Origin of the sequence: Vibrio brasiliensis LMG 20546 (assembly GCF_000189255.1) — a bacterium.
Classification (GTDB): domain Bacteria; phylum Pseudomonadota; class Gammaproteobacteria; order Enterobacterales; family Vibrionaceae; genus Vibrio; species Vibrio brasiliensis.
This window is the reverse complement of record NZ_AEVS01000052.1, coordinates 1-20,865: the sequence shown is the minus strand read 5'-3', so window position 1 is coordinate 20,865 and position 20,865 is coordinate 1. Positions and strand designations below refer to the sequence as shown.

The window sequence follows — 20,865 nt, the reverse complement described above, 5'->3', positions numbered from 1 at the left end:
ATTAACTAGATATAGGTTCTCGTTTGTAAAACGAGAACCATGTGTTTATATCATGAGAAATTATATATTTTTAAAGTGAGGTTTCTACTAGTGTAAATGAACGTATAAACAAGTCGCTCACGCTTGAACTATCTCCTCCTCGGTTACTGTCTCCCCAAGTAACAAGCGAACCATCATTTTTTATCACAGCAAATGCATAATTATTTGAGTAAACGTCGCGGATGCCACTTGAAAAATCGACGCCTTGGCTGTCTCCACCATCTTGACCCCATGTGATCACAGAGCCATCACTTTTTACCGCTGCAAATGCAGTACGGGTTGCATAGATCTCCTCTACGCCCCCCGAAAGGTTGATTCCCGAACCAAATTGACCTCCTGAGTCAGATGCTCCCCATGTAACAACAGAGCCATCGTTTTTAATTGCTGCAAAAGCAAATGCGTTTGGATAGATATTTCTTACCCCTCCAGTAAAGTCTACTGAAGAGCTATCTCCACCATAGTTATTGCCAAATGCATTTGTCCCCCAAGTAACAACTGATTCATTATTTTTAACTACTGCGAAGGCATAATTGTTAGAATAGACTGATCGAATACCACTAGATAAATCGACGTTTGGTGTTTGATTCCCGCCCCAAAACAGAACACTTCCATTTCGCTTTACTGCGAAATAAGAATTGGAATTGCTATAAAGTTGAGTGATTTGCCCGGTCAAGTTTAACGACGAGGCGTCCCCTCCACTGCTACTACTACCCCATGTGACCAATGAGCCATCTAGTTTTAATGCAGCAAATGCTGACGAAGTGGGTTTGACCAGATAGACGCCCGACAAAAGGTTTACAGCTGAACTATCCGCTCCAAAATTATCTAAGCCCCACGTTACCACTGAACCATTGTTTTTCACCGCAGCGAACGCGCCAAAGGTATTGACTATACTTTGATATCCACCCGACAGACTCACGACTGGGTAAGGATTTGCGCCCCAGGTAACCACTGACAGATCATTCTTGACCGCTGCGAACAGATAAGGGTTGCTCGTAATATCACGCACCTCACCCGAAACATCAACGATCGTTGTATCAGCACCAAAACCGTTAGCCCCCCAAGCCACCACCGAGCCATCATGCTTTAACGCAGCAAATGCATTTGCAGTCCCTACAACTTTTGTTACTCCACTCGTCAAATCGACATCGGAACTATCTCCTCCTGACTCGTCTGCGCCCCAAGTAATAACAGACCCATCAGTAAAACGTGCGGCAAATGCGCTTTGATTTGAAAATATTTCATCTACTTCTGTAATTTGATAAACACTGTATGCACTTGCTAGACGGTTATCATTGTCTCTCGCGGTAACCTCTATTCTAACCTGGCCATCAGTCGACTCGTCTGAGTTAAACACATAAGTTGAGTCATTACCTATGACTTCTCCACCCGCTTTCCAGACATACTGATAAGAGTCCGAATTACATCTTGAGCATTCTACACTTGGTGTTAGTACACCATCTACGTAAGTGACCTCTAAGGCGGTAATCACTGGTGGCTCAGAACGATCTGGCGGCGTCTGGACGTTAGTACTTTTGGGATCTTCTGTACCTCCACATCCAGTTAAAAGTAGTGTTCCTATTAATAAACTTCGCCAAGGATGTGCCACTAAATTTGTTACGTTCATAAAAGACCTTCTAGCATATATTGAAAGGTGCTTATGTAGATCGCCTGTTTAAATAGAGATAGACGAAAACATAAACGAATAAGCTAGAATTTTAATGAAATGTATAATTACACTAAGTAGGAAGACTTCCTTTTTAGTTGTATTAAATTTCCAATATTCTTACGTCAAGAACTATAAAAGTATTAAAGTGATAAAAATAACACTGATATTTTTTTCAAGAAGAAGATAATTTAGATTTAATTAATTAACGTGGATTGTTGAATTGGAGCTTAATTATTTCAGAGGAGAATGAAAGTTAATTAGAGGCGTTTATTTGATTTTTAATTAGAGTAAGGTAGAGCAACGAAGCTGCCCTACTTTAGCAGTATAAATAGAATGGGTTAACCACCGGCGAGTTTGACTGTATGACCTTTCTTTTCTAAGTGCGCTTTGATTTTATCACGCGCATCGCCTTGAATTTCGATTTTTCCATCTTTAACTGAGCCACCGCAGCCACACACTTTTTTCAATTCAGCGGCTAGCAGTTTTAGCGGCGCGTCGTCTAAATCGAGGCCAGTAACGATCGAAACACCTTTGCCTTTACGACCTTTAGTTTGGCGTTCAATACGCACAATACCGTCGCCTTTTTCGCGCACAGGCTTTTGTTCTTCAGGTTTGATACGACCTACGTCAGTACTATATACAAGAGTCATACATCTACTTCTTCTGTTGCTGTTCAGCTTTCTGTTTAGCGACCAAGTATGCCTCTATATGCTTCTGAATAGCAAGTTTTCCACCTTTTATCAGCCTACCATTAAAGAAGCAATACCAGCTGTTTGCCTCTCCAGTGTCATTTTTGATGGTATAACCATGGAAATTTTCTTGGGCTGGTTGACCTGATGATTCTGCCTTCTTGGCCGCCAAAGAGCTAAACTCTTTTGGGTCAATGATGGTTGCAGTATCACAGAACCAGTCAATGCTCTTCTTTACTGCTGCCATACTTCCTGACAACACGTGATTCTTGATTTGTACTTGCCAAACTTCTGTAGAGTTTCCAGCGGTTTTGAGCGTAAAGCCCCGATAAGTTGCAGCAGCCATATTAGTTATTATCTTTGGTATACAGTTAGTTTAATAATAATTGTAAATTGCTCATTTTCAAGTATATTTAGTATAATATTAATAGTTATAGTGCGTAACAATGAGAAAAAATGTTCGCGTCATCACAGATGAAGCACTTAAAAAAAGTCTTACTAATACGTTCTTATCTCCTGTCAGTTTAGAAGACGTCGACTTTTTGACTGACGGTGCTTATGCACGTAACTCGCTGCTAGCACTACGTAAAGACTGGAATCTGTTTGTCGAATTCTGTCAAAAAAAACATGTTACGCCCCTGCCAGCATCCGCTACTGCAGTGAGGTTGTTTCTTGAAAAAGAATCCCAGCACCGCAAACTTGCCACCCTAAAGCGTTACACGGTAACCATAAGCCGTATCCATAAAATATTAACGGGTATCGACCCTACTTCTAGCGTCGCGGTAAGAACCGTTCTTTCTCAATTGCGCATCGTTAAAAAGCAAGACGCAAAATCTACTACGGCTTTTACTCGCGCTCACTTAGAGCTGCTGACCGAGAAACTTGCCAATTCTCCTCAACTAACAAACGTGCGCAATCTAGCTATATATTTCTTGATGTTCGAGTGCATGCTCAAACGTTCCGAATTAAAAAACCTCGATTACCAGTCTCTGGTTGATAACAACGGAGTGATCTCGATCTGTTTAGGTCAAAACCAATATCCTTTGTCAGAACAGGCTACGCTGTGCCTGAATCGATGGTTGGCGTATCGCGGAACCGATCATGGCGCTCTATTTAGTGCTATCGATAAACATGGCAACCTAAATTCGTCGCCACTCGATGATTCTTCTATTTATCGTATTTTAAGAGCGGCGAGTGACAAACTAGGATTAGACCTCAAGTTTTCCGGGCAGTCTTTGCGTGTGGGAGCCGTTGCAGAAATGGCAGAGAAAGGCGTAAAAGTGAAAGATATTCAACACTTTGGTCGTTGGCAAAGCGCTGCTATGCCCTATCAATATATAGGTAATAGGACACAAGCAGCAGCAGAAAGGTTAGCGTTTAAAAGCTTTAAACCATGGAATTAGAGCGAGCTACGTACACAATCAGCCAGGAATTCAGAGAACTTGTGGCCGTTGTTTTCTAGCATCTTAGGGAACATTGAAATCGGTGTCATTCCCGGGAAGGTATTCACTTCGTTGAGGTAGATGTTACCTTCCGGTGTCAGGAAGAAATCAATGCGAGACAAGTGTCTCAGCCTCATTTGAGTAAACACTTTTTCTGAACTGGTGCGAATAATTTCTAGTTGTTGCTCAGTCAGATTAGAAGCCTCTACTTCTGTCTTAGAGTGACTCGAAGCACTGTACTTCTCTTCGTAACTATAGAAAGCGTCTTCCGGCGCGATCACTTCACCAGGCTTAGAAATATGCAATTCACCCTGATATTGATAAGCTGCAACTTCTAGCTCACGCGGTTTAACGGCTTGTTCAACTAACACTTGATCAGAGTAACCGAAAGCATCGTTCAGTGCCTGCTGCAACTGCTCAATATCCGTTACCTTGTAACAACCAACCGAAGATCCCTGACGTGCGGCTTTTACAAACACACTTCCCCATTTTTCAAACGCTTCTTTACTCGCTTGGTAAGCATGCTGATCGTTTTCAGAAAGGAAGATATAAGGGGTATTTGGAATACCTAGCGCGTCATACCACAGCTTAGATGTGATTTTGTTGAAACTATTGGTGCTCGCTTCCGGGCCACACCCCAGGTATGGGATACCCGCTAATTCTAACATTGATTGAATATCACCAGTTTCGCCAGGGAAACCGTGAATACAAGGGACGATAAAGTCGAGTTTTACCGATTCCTTATCAGTATTAAGAGTGCCGGAGTTGGTATCCAGATAAGCCAGCTCACCTTTATCTGTGTACCATCCGTCTGTTTTCATCTCGACACGAATGACATTAAAATCAGAAGTCAGTTCTAATTGAGATTGAAGAAAGTTTGCCGAAACTAGTGACACTTCGTGCTCAGAAGAGCCGCCACCACAAAGAAGAAGAATTGTCGTATGAGTCATTTAATAGATCTTTCCGTGATACAACAGAGGGATTGGTGAAGCCATGATAATAAAAACTACCCAAACTTACACGGCTTTAGCGGTCAAAATTGGGTTAAACCGTTTGAATGGCCATTAATTAAGCGTAAAAAAAGGGGCTAAGCGCCCCTTTCTTTAGTTAAGTTTGTTCAGCGTTGGGTATTGCGAGTTCTTAATTGCATCAATGCTCTTAACGAATGGCTGAAGTGAGCGGAACTCAGCTGGTAGTTCAGCGATCGCAGCTTTTGCATCAGTGCGTGTCGCGTAATCACCGTAAAGTACAGTGTACCACTTAGTGCCATTAACGACTTTGTAGTTTTCCCAGATAGGCTGGTTGTCACGAGGTAGCTTACGCGCAAAGTGGTCTACTTTTGTTTGAGAACCAACCGCAACAACCTGAATCGTGAATCCGTAACGAGGATTCATTGATTTTTGTTTTGCTGTCGGTGGAATAATTGCTACGGCAGGCTTAGCTTGTGGTTGCGTTTGAACCACTGGCTTTTCCATAGCCACAACATTGCTTTCAGAAATGCCGCTCGTTGTTCCTTGCTGTGTTACAACGGGTTGTTCAACCTTCGCTGCTTTGTAATCCTCACGATAGCTTTCTGAACTCACGTCAGTAACGTATTTGTTCGATACACATGCAGAAAGCACCATTGATAAGCCAACAATCGCAATTTTTTTCATGAAATTTTCAAATGCCTTAACTAGAAATTACTGTAAATCATGCCGTTAGATACGTTGAGAATCAACCCAACATTCTAATTATATATCAATAGTCTGTGACACAAGACACAAACTGAGCTGGAACAGCAGTGATCTGATTAAAACAACACCAAATCCATCAAGCAATCCTTATTCAGGTTAGATACGATTAGGCTCATCGCCCGTATTGGAGCATCGTAATGAGTCACTTGAATCATCTTTTGAAACCTCGTTCTGTTGCCGTGATAGGTGCATCGACTAAACCGATGCGTGCCGGCAATATTGTGATGAAAAATCTTCTACATGGTGGCTTTGAAGGGGCAATTATGCCGGTTACGCCAAAGTACTCTTCAGTATGCGGTGTACTCGCCTATCCTTCGATTGAAAACCTACCTATTGTTCCTGATGTCGCTATTTTATGTACTCACGCTAAATATAATCAGCGCTTGTTTGAACAGTTAGCAGACAAACAGGTCAAAACCGTTATTGTTCTGTCTGCCGATATGCACTTCGCCAATGATGAAGGGCAAAGCATCCAGGATGCCTGTCTAGACATCGCCAAACAGAGCGGCATGCGTATCCTCGGACCCAATACACTTGGCTTGATTCTACCTTGGGCGAATTTCAACGCCTCCTTCTCTCCCGTTACAGCGAAGAAAGGTAAAATCGCATTTATTTCCCAGTCGGCAGCAATGTGTACCACCATCCTCGATTGGGCCAATGATAAGAACATCGGTTTTTCCGCTTTTATCTCTCTCGGTAATGCCCTGGATATCGATTTTGCCTCGCTGCTCGATCACCTAAGTACCGATTCTCATACCGAAGCTATTTTGCTGTATGTCGATACCATCAAAGACGCGCGGCGCTTTATGTCCGCTGCCCGAGCGGCTTCACGTAACCGCCGAATATTGGTATTGAAAGGCGGGCGTACTTCGGCAGGACGGATCGCAGCACGAGCACATACAGGTGGCGATGATACCCTCGATATCATTTACGATTCAGCCATCAGACGTACCGGTATGCTTCGTGTTAATAACTCACATGAACTGTTTGCCGCGGTAGAAACACTTACCCACTCAGTACCTTTGCGCGGTGAACGTTTAGCTATCATCACTAATGGCGGTGGTCCTGCGATTATGGCCGTTGATACCCTTCTCGAAAGAGGCGGTCAACTCGCTCAGTTATCCGAAGAGACAATTGATACACTCAGTGGGATCCTACCTGCCAGTTGGAGCCACAATAATCCGATAGATATGGTTGGCGATGCTGACCACACGCGATACGTTGATACATTAAAGGCGTTGATGGATACAGATTGTGCCGACGCTATTCTTATTATGCACAGTCCGTCTGCTGTAGCCCATTCTGAACAGACCGCTTTAGCGATTGTTGAAGCGATTAAGTCCCACCCTAGACACAGAAGGTTTAATTTCCTGACTAACTGGTCTGGTGAACTGACTGCTAAGCCAGCACGAGATATCTTCACTCAAGCAGGGATTCCTACCTATCGTACTCCAGAGAGTGCAGTCGTCGCGTTCATGCACTTGGTCGAGTACCGACGTAACCAGAAACAGTTAATGGAGACCCCAACGACTGCCGAGCAAGTTCATGTAACAGAGATAAATGAAGCGAAAAAATGGATTGAAGAGAAACTACTGGATAAACAAACAGTATCTTTAGATACCCACCAGATTGGACCATTTTTACGCCACTTTAACTTTAACGTACTGCCGACCTGGATTGCTTCCGATACCAGTGAAGCGGTTCATGTTGCCGAGCAGATTGGCTACCCAGTGGCGGTAAAACTCCGCTCTCCGGACATTGCCCACAAGTCTGACGTTCAGGGGGTGATGCTTAACCTGCGTAATAGCACTGAGGTAGCAAGTGCCGCCGAGGCGATATTAGATCGAACTAAGCTCTCCTATCCTTCCGCTAACATCCATGGTCTGTTGGTTCAAGGTATGGCCAAGCTTGCAGGCGGTGAAGAGATCCGTATCAAGGTCAAAACTGACGATACCTTTGGCCCTGTCATTCTACTCGGTCAGGGCGGTTCTGAATGGGATGAATCGATTGATGCGGCTTCAGCACTACCGCCACTCAATATGGCACTCGCTCGGTATCTGATCATCCGTGCAATCAAGAACGGTAAGATTCGGCCACAAAAACTACCCGAGCCGATGGACATTCACGGCTTATCTGAGTTGCTGGTCAGAATCTCGCAAATGGTGGTTGATTGCCCTCAGGTATATGAACTGGATATCCATCCAGTACTCGCTAACGGTTCCCAGTTTACTATCCTCGATGCAGATTTAATCCTTGAACGTTATGAGGGAGATGCTCAGGAGAGACTGGCTATCCGCCCTTATCCTGTCGAGTCCGAAGAGTTAATTACTCTCAAGGATGGCGAAGAAGTTCTTCTAAGGCCTATTCTGCCTGAAGATGAACCTCATCATGCTGACTTCATCAATAATGTGTCCAAAGAAGATCTGTATAAGCGCTTCTTTAGCGACGTCGGTGAATTTAACCATGAAGCGTTAGCTAACTTAACTCAGATCGATTATGACCGTGAGATGGCGTTTGTCGCCGTCAGTCAGTCGCGGGAAGGTTGTCCTATTATTGGTGTTTCGCGCGCGCTGATTAATCCGGAAAACACCGATGCTGAGTTCGCTATCCTGATTCGATCCGATTTGAAAGGTAACGGTTTAGGTAAAGTGTTAATGACCAAGGTAATCGAGTATTGTCGTAATAAAGGTACCAAGCAAATGTCAGGTATGACAATGCCGACTAACCGAGGGATGTTGATGTTAGCGCAGAAACTGGGCTTTAAGCTCGATGTACAGTTTGAGGACGGTACCGCTGATATGGTGTTACCTCTTAACGAATAACAAAAGGGAGCATTTAAGCTCCCTTTCTTATACTTTGGCGTTGGCTTTCCAGTTTTTCATTAAGTACTGAATACACCATGATTTCGCTTCACCGATTTTGTTGCGCTTCCAGGCAAGAATAATATCGATCGATTGCGAGTCGACATCCGTGATCGCTTTTAAAGCGCCCTGTTCAATCAGCTCAGTCGCTAACGCTTTGGGAAGTGTACCAATACCCAAGCCTATTTTTAGCGCATCTACTTTCGCTGCAAAATTGGTCACCGTCAGTCTTGGCTGGCGCTGGGTAATGTTGACTGTGATGGCGGGTTGTTCCCGAGCCGTATCAGCAATAGCGATGATTCGATACTTTTCACGCGCTTGCTCGTCAAATTTTCCGCTACGCTTGTGAACGTAATGATCGGGAGCCGCAACCCACACCATCTCCATATTACCGATCACTTCCGCTTTTACGTCTTGCGGTAGTGTGTCCAGCTTAGGACAAACCAGTAAGTCTGCACGACCAGTGTTTAACGACTCCCAGCATCCAGCCAGAATCTCTTCCTGCAGCTTGACGCGAGTTGAACTCACGTTACCAAGGTCATTGACCATCTGGAAGAAATTATTGACCGGAATGATTCCGTCATACGCTAAGGTAATGTCCAGCTCCCAGCCATTGGCTAATACACTGGCATCATTAACTAGCTTTTCAGTTGCAGCGAGTATCGCTCTGCCTCTCTCAAGGATCAATTTACCCGCTTCGGTAAAGTTAGCTTTATGACCAGAACGGTCAAAAATCATGATATCGAGATCTTGTTCTATCTTCTGAATCTGATAACTGAGCGATGAGGGAGCTCGGTCTAGCTCATTGGCTGCCGCAGCAAAGCTACCCCGTCTTTCAATTGCATCTAAAATATGGAGCGCTTCAAGCGTAATTGGGCTTTGCATGTTTTTCTTGTCGCCTTTAATCGGGGTATTGGCAAATCATGCGCAATACAGGGGCTCTTTGGATCCTAGTATGCGCATTTATACAAAAAAAGCCACCTACTAGAGGTGGCTGTGATTAGTTTAGAGGGATTAGAAGTTATATTGGCCCGCAATTCGGAATGAACGACCCGGGTTGTATACCTGTGTCCAGGCTTGACGGTAGTTCTCATCCGTTGCGTTAATCACTGAGAAATCAACCTTTAAGCCGGTTAGCTTTTCGCTTGGCTCCCAAGTAACGTAAAGATCAACTAAAGTGTAGTCATCGTAAGGGCCTGTCGTATCATCAGTCGGCAGACGCTCCTGATCGGCAACAAAGGTAGCCTTGGTACCCAGCTTAGTATCGTAATCCCATAAGCCGTACTCTACGCTCGCTACCCACTTATCCGCTGGCATTGAAGATAGCCACTCTTGAGTATCGTCATCTTTACCACGCGTCTGTCCGTAAGATAGACCCAGATCCAACGTCGCAACTGAATAATTCGCGCTTAGCTCAAAGCCTTCAATTAGGGCGTTATCGATGTTCTTAGAAGTACTTGTACCACCACAGGCAAAGCCGCTCGCCATGACACAAGACATCATATCGGCAGCGCTAAGAGTCGTAACATCGAGGTTGATCAGATCTTCAACTTTATTGCGGAATGCTGCCGCTGTGAATGAGAGCTTGTCTTCAGTAAACACATTATCAAAATCGAACTGACCTTTAAGCTCGACGTTGTGTGACTTCTCCGGATTTAATTCCGGATTAGCAACAAATTCGTTCGATGCACCCGGGAACATAGTAAAGTGCGTACCCGAGGTGTAAAGCTCAGACGTACTCGGCGCTCTGAATGCTTCGTCATAGCGAAGTGACCACAGCATCCATGTTTGCGCTTGCCACGCAAGACCAACCGACGGTGACACAGAATCTTTGGTGTTTTTATCGTAACCTTGCGCTTTTGATTCGAAGCGATCGTATCGAACCCCTGCATCGAGAGCTAAGGATGGAAGCAGGTCATAGTTAATATAAGCAAATGCACCGACGTTATTTGTTTCAGCATCTTTAGGAAGTTCTGGTCGTCCGGATGTCGATACTGCACGAGTTGCGTCCAGTTGATCCTGATACGCATCTAACCCGGTTAGCACCTGCCATTTGCCAATCTGAGACTGGTTATTCAGGTTAAAACCGACTGTCTCTATTTGTGATAAATCATCATCACTGTTAGAAGGGTCACGTTCCGTAATTTTTGAGCTGTTCTTATATAACGAAGACTCTAGGTTGATTAGCTCAGACTGAGGGTTGTAGGCGTACTTAAGCGCAGCAGACGAATCTTTAACTTTACGAGAGATCAGTTTGTCAGGATCGTTAATCTGACCACTAGAGTCTCCCACTACCGGTGGTCGACCATCAAGATCAGCGTATCGTAAACTCAGGCCAAGTTTATGTTCATCATTCACCTGCCAGTTTACTTTTGCAAGACCTGTCAGGTTTTCCGCTTTAGTTCCGTAAAGAGTGTCCCCATTCCCCTGCTTCATATCACCTGAATCGGTGTAACTACCTGCAAGAATCCAGTCGACATCGTTCTGTTTCGTCGCCAATGCCGCAGAGTTGGTCCAGACGTCTCCGTTATCCTGATAACCAAGTTTGATACGACCACCCAGCCCCTGATCTTCGATAAGATCATCAGCGGTTAGCGTGTTTTGAATGACGACACCACCGATGGCACCGGAGCCGTATAGAGAACTGATAGGACCTTTAATGACTTCCACACTGCCCAATAGAGCGGGATCTAAAAAGTATGTTGGGCGGTGGCCATACTGGATATTCTGTCGCGTGCCATCGATAACTTGTAGAACTTTATTGTCACCTAAACCACGAATATTCACCGACTGGTTACCGGCGACATTAGCGCCAACTGTAGTCAGGTTAGGTTGATACTTAACGGTCTCAGCAACGGAATTGACTTGCATTTCTTCCAATTGCTGGTGGTCAATAGTTTCAATTGAGCGTGTCTTATCCTGCTGTGTTTTTTCTGCAAGTGATGCTGACACGACGACCTCATCAAATGTGGTTACGTCCTGAGCGTGGACAGAGTTTGTTGAGAGAGCGAGCACCACTGCTGATGCTACAAGGCTGAAGTTGACTTTCATTATCCGTAATTTCTCTAGTTGAGTTATAGTTTTCGCGCTCAACATTATACGAATGTAAATGATAATTACTATCACTTTCATTGGTAAAAATTGTAAAGACTATATCTTACTCACTTGGCTAGAAGAATTGAGATTAGAAAGGCCAGAAACTAAAAAAGCCCCTAATAAGGAGCTTTTAGTGGTTCATTCAAAAAAGAAATGAGAAATTGGAATGAATAAACCGATTATTTTGCGCTTGCCATCTCTTTCTTAACCATTACAGCCGCTGCAACGATGAAAGTGATGATGAGACCTAACTCCATTGTAAACCCCTAATGTAAAGTTGGAAAAACCGAATCGAAACTGCGGCTATTCTAACACCTTTACAAAACAATGATAGCTCTTAACGAGATTTTTACGTTTTTTATCGACTCAGATCAAAATCAGCGTTTTTCCGCCCGTTTTAAACAGTTTCGGTAAATAATCACACTGACAAATATGTTAAAAGATTATGCTGATTGAGCCCTACTTCATAGTGACTTTACCGCCGATAATCTTAAATGCTGGCGTACCTCGGACTAATGTATCCCTCGCAAACTCACAGCCACAACCCGGACAAAAACAGGGTTTTTCAGTGTAATCCTCAACAATTCGCTCTTTAAAGCATTTAACTAATGCGCCTTTGCCCCCTTTACGGTATTTAAATAGCTGATACTTACATTTGGCACAGAATACGTTAACTGTTTTAGAGGGCTGTTTTTTATTAGGTTTTGCCAAACTAATTACTCTTCCTTTTGCTCGAAAGTGAGATCCAACGCAGGTTTGACCCACACTTTGCTAAAGTCAAACCAACCAAGAGCGTTGCATTTGGCGTTTTGCAGCGAACCACATTGATCTTTACTTACTCCGAGCCAGCAATGGAACATCGGAATCAATTGCATTCTTTCTACCAGTGATTTACCGATTTCTAAGGCAGGAAAACTAGCATTTTCTGCTGCTTGCCACTCTTTTACGACTTTAGTCCAATATTCAAAATCTTCGCTAATGCTTAATGCCTCAATATCACTGTAGTTGAGCAACCAACCAGCCAATGCGTCGTCACGATTGGTCGCAATTCCCATTGGTTTTATCCAGATATCAACTTCTGTGGTGTCTTCAACCGTAATGTCGTATTTGATCAGGTTTACGCTCAAACCGTCTTGTTTAAGGATCGCTTCGATACATTTAACCAGAGTTGGAAACATTGGGTGCTGCGCATGGTAAGCGATTGTCACGGTTCGGTATGAAGGCGGTGAGGTATACCCCTGTCTGGTGTGGTGATACCAACCTGGCTTTAATCCGTGAGCCGGTAAAACGCCTAACTCAACAATCTTGTCTTGTGGTAACTGCTGAAACAGGTTGAGCGTGTTGAGCCTATGACTGAAGTAACTCGCCCATTCATCACTTACTGCTAAGCCATTTTTACGGTTAAGCAACAACAAGGTGCAGCCTGGGTCGAGCTCGACTTCATCTCCATAGTTGGCGACATCCGGCTTAATTGGCTTTGACAGACTTGGAAATACCATTGAAGAGTGCGCTTCATCGATAACCCAGACTTCAACACGATCGAGTAGAGGTCTGAACCCGAAATAGCCGTCAAACGCTTTAAGTACCAAGCGTTTGTTATCGTTCTGAACGACTTTGTAGGGCCCTGTTCCAATCGGGAACATATCAAAGTCATCCGCCCTACTTTCAGGAGGTAAAATGATTTTAGCGCACGACTCCGATAGCAGTAGCGGCAACTGGTAATCGCTTTGTGTGAGATGTATATCGACGACTAAGTGCCCTGGTGACTCTATGCGATCGAAATGTGAGTAGAGATTTTTGCTTCTGAGCGCGTTGAGGCAGTCGATGATGTTTTGCATCGTAAGTAGATCGCCATTGTGAAAGCGAACACTCGGACGGATATAGAAACGCCAATGAGTCGGCGATAACATCTCCCATGTGTGGGCAAGATCTGGCTGTAACTGCTCTGATTCGTCAATTTGGGTCAAACCACTAAAGATTTGCTGCGCGATATGGAGCTCTGAACGGCGCATTGGGACACTAGGGTTGAGTGTGGTAAGCGGACGGTAATAAGGAAGACGCACAACTTGTTGCCCTTCCTGGTGAACAATACCAAGATAGCTTTCAACCACTTGAGCAAGCTTTGCACTGTCGTGGTCTAGCACTTTGAGCGCCTGACCGATCTTTCCCTCTTCTAAGTAGCGTCGAGCAAGGTTTTCACTAACATCGGCCCGGCTACGTTTAAAGATCAACTGAGATAACTTGCCTCGCCCCGGTGCGGGGTGCCATTCTAGCCAGCCTTCCTCTTCCATCTTGTTAAGGACGATACGGGCATTACGTCTGGTACAGAATAAGATCTCGGTGATTTCTTCAAGCTGAACACCACAGTCCTGGCCTTTATAGTGTTCAAACAGGGTTTCAAATTGGACTCTTAGTCTCGGGCTACTCATAAAGAGGAAAACTCGTCATTATTAATCTAACAACGAGTTTCCCCATTTAGCATTAAAGGATCAAGTGATAATTCGATTATTGTATCTCGCCGCTAATTTGCTGTGATAACTCGATTAATTGTTGTTCGTTATCAATCTTAACTGACCACTTTGTTTCACTGCCATTCGCTGATATAACGTTAGCTCCACGCCCGATTAACGTAATCGCGTCATTCTGTGCTTGCAAGGTAACCATATGTGAACCTTCGAGTTTTACCACTACTTCAAAGGCGGTAGCGATAATTTTACCGCCACTGAAAGGGATCATCATTGCTCTTTACCTGCACTTTCGGCTGATGGCTTACGTTTATTTTTAACTGCGATGGTTAAACGGCTGGTACAAACAAGTCGTTCGCGGTCATCAGTAATGTTGATCTGCCATACCTGTGTTGAGACACCCAGATGTATTGGCTTTGCAGTACCAACAACGTGACCACTGCGCATCGAGCGAACATGATTCGCATTGATATCCAGACCTACGCAGTAGCTCCCTTTTGGCACACAGAAATTAGCCGCGACGGAACCAAGAGTTTCTGCAAGTACAACTGATGCTCCGCCATGCAACATGCCAAGCGGCTGATGGGTAAACGAGCACACCGGCATGGTCGCTGAGATAAAGTCATCACCAAAGTCGGTATAAATAATATTGAGGTGCTCTATCAAAGTGTTTTTTGATGTGTGGTTAAGAAGCTCTAGATCGATCGGCTGTTTCCAAATACTCATTCTTAATTCCGCTTTGAACTATGGTTAACAAGGATTGTACCCTAATGGTATGATTTACCAATTGTATATTGCGTTTGAAATGGAGAATTCGATGCGAACGTGGTTAAAAATTTCAACACTTGCTGCAGCTTTAGCCGCTGTTGCCTGTACTTCCTCTCCAACAGGTCGTAATCAGTTACTGCTGTTTTCTGATCAGGACATGAGTTCTCTCGGCGCTCAATCATTCGAGCAGATGAAACAACAACAGACGGTGAGTAAAGACGCTAAAACCAACGCCTACGTTCAATGTGTCACCAAAGCAATCACTCAACATGTACCAAAACAGCCCGGCTTTACTGACTGGGAAGTGGTTGTATTTGATAGTAAGCAGGTCAATGCCTTCGCCCTGCCAGGTGGAAAGATTGGGGTTTATACTGGATTGCTTGATGTCGCAGTCAATCAGGATCAGTTAGCAACGGTTATCGGACATGAGATTGCCCACGTATTAGCAGACCATAGTAACGAGCGTCTTTCTCAATCACAGATTGCCAACGCTGGCTTACAGATCACCAGTATTGCATTAGGTTCATCGGATTACGCACAATATCGTCAAGCCACTATGGCAGCGCTTGGCTTAGGTGTTCAGTACGGAGTATTGATGCCCTATGGCCGAACTCAGGAATCAGAGGCGGACTTAGTTGGATTAGAGCTAATGGCGAAGTCTGGCTTCGATCCAAATCAAAGCATCGACCTTTGGAAGAACATGGCTAAAGCTTCCGGTGGTAGCCAGCCTCCAGAGCTGCTCTCTACTCACCCATCGCACAGTACACGTATCCAGGATCTTTCAGCCAAGATAAAGACCCTGCCTGACTACTCGGTCAAACGGGCAAACTGTTCCTAGCAGATAAAAAAGGGAGCCTCATGCTCCCTTTTTCGTGATTATGTACCAAGTATTAATAACGGTAACTGAAGTAGCTGATCACCGGTAGACGCAAAGAACCAGATTATTCCGATAAGTCCTGCCACCAATCCTACGTACCAGACTGCAGAGACAATCTGACCGTAGCGGTCGAGAGGAAGTAAATGGCTGTGGTGACGACCACGCCACTCAAATACGATCTCTAACATACCCATGATGAGCAGGAAGCCGAATAGAGTCAGGCCAAGTGAGTAGCTTAATACCACGCCACCAGCCGCCGCGGCTGTACATAGAATAATACCGGCGATGCTGTTCATTGAGAAACTGATGCTTTTCAATACGTGTCCGCCATCGAGTGGTAAAATCGGCAGTAAGTTAAATAGATTCAAGAAAGCGTTGAATACCGCCAGTCCGGCAAAGAACATCTCCCCTGTGATCAAGTAGATCACGAGTAGTACTAGCGATAAAACCAGACCAAACATCGGCCCCATGATTGAGATAACAACGTCTTGCCAACGAGTGTTTATCTTCTCGTCACTCAGCGCTAAGCCACCCAAGAATGGCACCAGATAGATACCTTTGGTTTTCATGCCAAAGTATTTCATCGCTTTTACATGGCCATACTCGTGAAATACCAGACACGCGATCAGTGCTAGCGCAAACTGAAACGAAAACAGCCACGAGTATGCCGCCAGACTCGCTGAAGCCAGCACCACCTTAATCAGTTTGGCACTTTTTAACGCTTTCATGCCCAGTGACAGTAAACCAATCAGGCTGAAACGCCTTTCTGGTGTCGGCGGTGTATGAGGGACTTGTTGCTCGATATCTTTAGTGTCTCGATTACCCTGGGCAATGATCTCACCATTAATACTCGCCTGGTAATCAAGAATAAACGGCTGCCATCCCAGCTTCGTCTCTAGCTTACACTCAAGAGCCTGCTCACCATTCATAAGAGTGAACTGGTGTTGCGTCTCTGCCCCGCGTTCAGAATCTGCATCTAATTGTGAGACTAACTGGTTGTTCCAGAACAATTGTTGCCACCCTGCCATAGAACCTTCAAGGCGAAGTGGTTTCCCTAAGAAATCAATGGATAGTAATTCCAACTTCCGTGACCTATTAATTTGATATAAAGACGCGGTCGATTATGCCTATAGTGACTATAGAGGTAAAGAAATTGATAACAATGTGACATTGTCACACTCATTAAGCTATTGAAGTGGCGTACTTTGTTACTTGAATGATTACAAAAGTCAGAACTGAGCAATTTTATTTAAGGAAAACCTTTGCTCTCATTAATAGCCCTTTCATTTCGATGGATAAAGTGCATAATAGCCGCGTTATTAACACCTAATATATGTGAGTCCATTATGTCTTCTGAAGCTACTATGCTAGAACGCTGCCAATCGAAATGTGAACTATGTGCTGCTGACGCGCCACTAACGGCATACGCTGTTCCTCCGCACAGCCATGTGACAGTAGATTACGGCATCATGGTCTGTGACAAATGTCTGGGTGAAATCGACGAACCTAAAGACATTAACCACTGGCGTTGTCTGAACGACAGCATGTGGAGTCAGGTACCTGCAGTACAAGTTACCGCTTGGCGTCAACTTACTCGCCTGAATACTGAAAGCTGGGCGCAAGATGCGCTAGACATGATGTACATGGAAGAAGAGCAAATGAACTGGGCAATGACGGGTATGTCTGCTGATGACAAACCTCTTGATTGCAACGGCGTTGAACTTAAAAAAGGTGACGACGTAACGGTTATCAAAGACCTGCCAGTTAAAGGTACGAACCAGGTAATCAAGCAAGGTACGGTTATCCGTGGCATCAGCATCGGCGACGATCCTAAGCTTGTTTCTGGTAAAGCGAATGGCGGCCAGTCTATGTACGTTATCGCTGAATACTGCCGTAAGAAATAATCACAAGTTACTTTCGACAGATAAAACAAAGGCGCTCAATTGAGCGCCTTTGTTGTTATTCCACATTAGCGAATCTGGCATTGAAGTGCCTTAACACTGGCGGCTCATAGGTAAACCGCACCCCTTTTATTTTATCTACATTATCTTTTATCAGTCGAAACGCCTGAATAATGTAGTCCATATGTGACTGGGTATAGGTCGCTCTCGGCAAAGTAATTCGTAATAATTCAGTAGGACACGGTATTTGTTCACCGGTTTTGGAGTTGCGTCCTATCAGTAAAGAACCGATTTCCGGTGTTCTTATCCCTGCGACCAAATAAAGCTCGTTTGCCAATGCGACCCCCGGGAAGTTCTCTGCTGGGATATGAGGCAGTAATTTACCTGCATCTACGAATGCAGCATGGCCTCCAGGTTGTTGACATGGGATACCTATCTTTCTCAGTCCTTCAACCAGATATCTAACCTGACGAATACGATAATCTAACCACTCTTGTCTCATTGCTTCATATAAACCTACGGCAAGCCGCTCCATTGCTCCACCTTCAAGGCCTCCATATGTAGGAAATCCTTCTAGTACAACACACAAGTTCTGGCATTCTCTGAATACTTCAAAGTACTCATGTGTTCGAAAACTTAGGATACCGCCGATTGGGACCATGGCATCCTTTTTTGCTGACATTGAGAATAGATCTCCATAGCTGAACATCTCTTTAGTGATCTCTTGTATCGACTCGTATTCGTATCCCTCTTCGCGCTGTTGAATAAAATAGGCATTCTCTGCAAATCTGGCACAGTCAATCACGACAGGGATTTCGTATTCTTGTGCAATGGCGTAAACCTGTCTTAAGTTGGACATCGAGACTGGCTGACCACCCACCGAGTTACAAGTGATCGTTACCACTATATATGGAATGTGCTGCGCCCCTACCGCCTCAATCGTGCTCTGAAGGATCTCGAGATCAAAATCACCTTTAAAGCTCGCCGACTTATTGGTATCAAATGCTTCCTCTACAGGTGCATTGACAATATTACAGCCGTTAATCTGTGAATGAGCCTGAGTGGTATCAAAAAAGAAGTTGGAAACAACTGTCATCTTGTCACGTTGCAAACCAAACTTCTTCTCTCTAAGCTCTATCAACTTAGGCACATACAGTTGCTCTGCCCCACGCCCTTGGTGGGTCGGAATAGTGAGTTGGTAGTCAAAAATATCTTCGACAGCTGCTGATAGCTTAGTAAAGCTTCTGCTACCACCATACGCTTCATCACCCATTAACATTGCTGCCTGCATTGATTGTGTGACTGCGCCTGTTCCACTGTCAGTCAGGCAATCAATGTAAACGTCTTTGCTTTCTAGTAACAACGTATTGAGTCCAGCCTCATTTAAGGCACGCTCTCTTTCTAAGGGCGAAATACGGTCAATAGGCTCAATCACTCTAATTCGAAACGGCTCTGGCGGGTGAATTGATGTACGGGAAACCAGGGTTGAAGCACTTTGTTCGTTATTCATCTGATGTTCTCACGGTTAATCATTTAAAGAACAATCGAAGCGTCATTTAGGTAAACAGTTTCGATCCGAATTGAGACGCGAGATGCAATGTCTCGGTGATAATAATATTGAAAATACATCGGAAGGGATGAGTAATTTAAACGTCATTTATTTTCTATTAAGTCATTGATAAGACTTAATTATCAAAATTTACTACCTCCATTTTATCTGACAAGATACAAATATAACTGCAGGAAAGAGTCACGTGAGTTTCAGCACACTGTCTACGGGCGCTGGGTTCTTGCTGGCTCTTGTCCTACATGCGACGATGCCTCCTTATTTATCGCCGCTTATTGACCACACAGCCCTGTGTGGTCTTTTTTTATGTTTGCGATATTCAATAAATACCGAACTGAGGGATCAAGGTCGTAAAAGAGGAAACATGAATAAAGATAACCACGCTACCAAATATCAATATACCCGATAGTGTTAAGTTACCTCCCGGTACTTTATAGCGAGTTTCTATCTGTCCCTGGGTCTTTCTTTTTGATCTAGCCTTGACGACTAATAATGCCGGAATGATGCAAGCCCAGAAAGCGGCAGCTGATGCCGCAACATTGAGCGCAGCCAAAAATCCGAAGGGGATGGCGAGTGAAGCAAAAAGTGGTGGCAAGAATGTAACGGCGAGTGACTTTGCCCTACCTTGCTTACTATCATCAAACTTGAACAGGTCAGCCAGATAATCAAACACGCCCATCCCTACACAAATAAAACTCGAAAGGATTGCCGATGCAGTAAACGCTGTGACAACGTTGTTCATAATCGGACTTTGCACGTAATTGGTCAGTTCGGACAACAGGATATTAACATTCCCTCCCTGCTGTATTATCCCAACAAAGCTATCTCTCGGTACATTACCGAATACTGCAACCAACCAAAGTACATACATGATGAAAGCAATCATTGTTCCGCCGATTATGGCCGATTGTGCTTTATGCTCATTCTGGTAAATATCACGAACTGTGGAGACATTATGATGGTATCCGAATGACGCTAGCGCGATTGGAAATAGAGACAGTGAGTAGAGCGCCTGTTCTGGAATAGGTAGGTCCAATTCCAGCAAGGTCGAGATCTCGACCTCAAATACAAGTCCTCCGGCAATCAGGCAAAAGCTTATAACGACAAAAACTATCAACAGGACCGAGATACGGCTGACTAAAATAGACGAATGCCAAACCGAAATTGAACAAATGGCAACGAACAGAATTGAAGCCCATCGGCTGTCTAGACCAGTAAACTCTTCGATCATTAAACCTGACGAGGTTGTGTACGCATAAAGCAACGCTCCACCGACAAAATAGACGGCAAGGTTAGTGACAAATGCGACCTTAAGGCCTAGAAGATCTTTGGTAATTGACGCGATTGACACTCGTTTGTCATAGGTTTGCAGCACCTCGAGTATACAACAACCACTAGCCGACATAGCTACCATGGCAATACCCAGCAGTAGTATCGACCAGAGTGTCCACGCACCTGCTCCAGCAGATGGCAGTCCTAGCATACCTGCACCTATGCATATACATGCAATCATGCTCGCGCCTTCTATTACTCTCGGCGTGGCGAAAGTCTTACTTTGGTTAAGTAAATGGGGAATATCGGTATCGGTGGTTGAAATGTTTCCTTTTGTGTCCATGACTTGCTCTCCAGTGTTGTTAAATATCGAGGCTGATATTTCGGCACCTTTGACCCAGAAACAAACCATATATCATAAATTACGCTAGTTGGTTAAATACCAATTTGAACAACAGTGGCAGCTTTCTGTGTTACGAATCA

The 20,865-nt window shown here is 44.4% G+C and carries 18 protein-coding genes; 4 read left to right on the top strand and 14 right to left on the bottom strand.

Going from position 1 to position 20,865, the window contains the following annotated elements; genetic code table 11:
- Positions 1-70 precede the first annotated feature (70 nt).
- The 3 genes from RH46_RS09295 to RH46_RS09285 form a co-directional block, all read right to left on the bottom strand.
- Entirely contained in the window at positions 71-1,666 is a 1,596-nt protein-coding gene (locus RH46_RS09295) for a hypothetical protein (RefSeq protein ID WP_006879170.1), read from the bottom strand.
- A 380-nt stretch (positions 1,667-2,046) separates the two neighbouring features.
- The gene (gene yciH / locus RH46_RS09290) at positions 2,047-2,358 is read right to left on the bottom strand and encodes a stress response translation initiation inhibitor YciH (protein ID WP_006879169.1); all 312 of its coding nucleotides are present in this window, start codon (positions 2,356-2,358) and stop codon (positions 2,047-2,049) included.
- A gap of 4 nt (positions 2,359-2,362) precedes the next feature.
- Positions 2,363-2,743 (bottom strand): DUF3319 domain-containing protein, encoded by a 381-nt coding sequence (locus RH46_RS09285; RefSeq protein ID WP_006879168.1) that lies wholly within the window; start codon positions 2,741-2,743, stop codon positions 2,363-2,365.
- Between the two features lie 100 nt (positions 2,744-2,843).
- On the opposite strand from RH46_RS09285, the gene RH46_RS09280 reads away from it, so the two are divergent.
- Complete coding sequence (locus tag RH46_RS09280; RefSeq protein ID WP_006879167.1) at positions 2,844-3,800, top strand: tyrosine-type recombinase/integrase; 957 nt, start codon at positions 2,844-2,846, stop codon at positions 3,798-3,800.
- Here RH46_RS09280 and RH46_RS09275 read toward each other — a convergent pair.
- Positions 3,797-4,789 carry a D-alanine--D-alanine ligase gene (locus tag RH46_RS09275; protein WP_006879166.1) on the bottom strand — a complete coding sequence of 331 codons (993 nt, stop codon included), beginning with the start codon at positions 4,787-4,789 and terminating at the stop codon, positions 3,797-3,799. The genes RH46_RS09280 and RH46_RS09275 overlap by 4 nt on opposite strands.
- A 153-nt stretch (positions 4,790-4,942) precedes the next feature.
- Positions 4,943-5,494: an SPOR domain-containing protein gene (locus RH46_RS09270; RefSeq protein ID WP_006879165.1), complete on the bottom strand. Its 552-nt coding sequence runs from the start codon at positions 5,492-5,494 to the stop codon at positions 4,943-4,945.
- A 218-nt stretch (positions 5,495-5,712) separates the two neighbouring features.
- Between RH46_RS09270 and RH46_RS09265 the strand changes: the two genes are divergently transcribed.
- Positions 5,713-8,397, top strand: coding sequence for a bifunctional acetate--CoA ligase family protein/GNAT family N-acetyltransferase (locus tag RH46_RS09265; protein ID WP_006879164.1), 2,685 nt, complete (start codon positions 5,713-5,715; stop codon positions 8,395-8,397).
- Between the two features lie 27 nt (positions 8,398-8,424).
- Here RH46_RS09265 and RH46_RS09260 read toward each other — a convergent pair whose 3' ends face one another.
- The 6 genes from RH46_RS09260 to RH46_RS09235 all read right to left on the bottom strand — a co-directional run bounded on the left by RH46_RS09260 (position 8,425) and on the right by RH46_RS09235 (position 14,723).
- A complete protein-coding gene (locus RH46_RS09260; protein WP_006879163.1) occupies positions 8,425-9,321 on the bottom strand; it encodes a LysR family transcriptional regulator in 897 nt (298 codons plus the stop codon).
- 129 nt (positions 9,322-9,450) lie between these two features.
- On the bottom strand, positions 9,451-11,487 hold the full coding sequence (locus RH46_RS09255) for a TonB-dependent hemoglobin/transferrin/lactoferrin family receptor (protein ID WP_006879162.1): 2,037 nt from the start codon (positions 11,485-11,487) through the stop codon (positions 9,451-9,453).
- Positions 11,488-11,991: 504 nt separating this feature from the next.
- A complete protein-coding gene (locus tag RH46_RS09250) occupies positions 11,992-12,243 on the bottom strand; it encodes a hypothetical protein (RefSeq protein WP_006879159.1) in 252 nt (83 codons plus the stop codon).
- Between the two features lie 5 nt (positions 12,244-12,248).
- Positions 12,249-13,961, bottom strand: coding sequence for an SgrR family transcriptional regulator (locus tag RH46_RS09245; protein WP_006879158.1), 1,713 nt, complete (start codon positions 13,959-13,961; stop codon positions 12,249-12,251).
- Between the two features lie 76 nt (positions 13,962-14,037).
- Positions 14,038-14,271, bottom strand: coding sequence for a DUF3389 domain-containing protein (locus tag RH46_RS09240; RefSeq protein ID WP_006879157.1), 234 nt, complete (start codon positions 14,269-14,271; stop codon positions 14,038-14,040).
- On the bottom strand, positions 14,268-14,723 hold the full coding sequence (locus tag RH46_RS09235) for a hotdog fold thioesterase (protein ID WP_006879156.1): 456 nt from the start codon (positions 14,721-14,723) through the stop codon (positions 14,268-14,270). The genes RH46_RS09240 and RH46_RS09235 overlap by 4 nt, the downstream gene beginning before the upstream one ends.
- A 91-nt stretch (positions 14,724-14,814) precedes the next feature.
- Between RH46_RS09235 and RH46_RS09230 the strand changes: the two genes are divergently transcribed.
- Positions 14,815-15,603, top strand: coding sequence for a M48 family metallopeptidase (locus RH46_RS09230; RefSeq protein ID WP_040895511.1), 789 nt, complete (start codon positions 14,815-14,817; stop codon positions 15,601-15,603).
- Positions 15,604-15,641: 38 nt separating this feature from the next.
- Here the strand turns inward: RH46_RS09230 and RH46_RS09225 are convergent, their stop codons facing one another.
- Positions 15,642-16,724 carry a site-2 protease family protein gene (locus RH46_RS09225; protein ID WP_040895508.1) on the bottom strand — a complete coding sequence of 361 codons (1,083 nt, stop codon included), beginning with the start codon at positions 16,722-16,724 and terminating at the stop codon, positions 15,642-15,644.
- A 264-nt stretch (positions 16,725-16,988) separates the two neighbouring features.
- Between RH46_RS09225 and RH46_RS09220 the strand changes: the two genes are divergently transcribed.
- The gene (locus RH46_RS09220) at positions 16,989-17,546 is read left to right on the top strand and encodes a PhnA domain-containing protein (protein ID WP_006879153.1); all 558 of its coding nucleotides are present in this window, start codon (positions 16,989-16,991) and stop codon (positions 17,544-17,546) included.
- Between the two features lie 55 nt (positions 17,547-17,601).
- Here the strand turns inward: RH46_RS09220 and RH46_RS09215 are convergent, their stop codons facing one another.
- Positions 17,602-19,053: a tryptophanase gene (locus RH46_RS09215; RefSeq protein ID WP_006879152.1), complete on the bottom strand. Its 1,452-nt coding sequence runs from the start codon at positions 19,051-19,053 to the stop codon at positions 17,602-17,604.
- A gap of 376 nt (positions 19,054-19,429) precedes the next feature.
- Positions 19,430-20,725, bottom strand: a complete 1,296-nt coding sequence (locus tag RH46_RS09210) for an aromatic amino acid transporter (RefSeq protein WP_006879151.1) — start codon at positions 20,723-20,725, stop codon at positions 19,430-19,432.
- Positions 20,726-20,865: the final 140 nt, after the last annotated feature.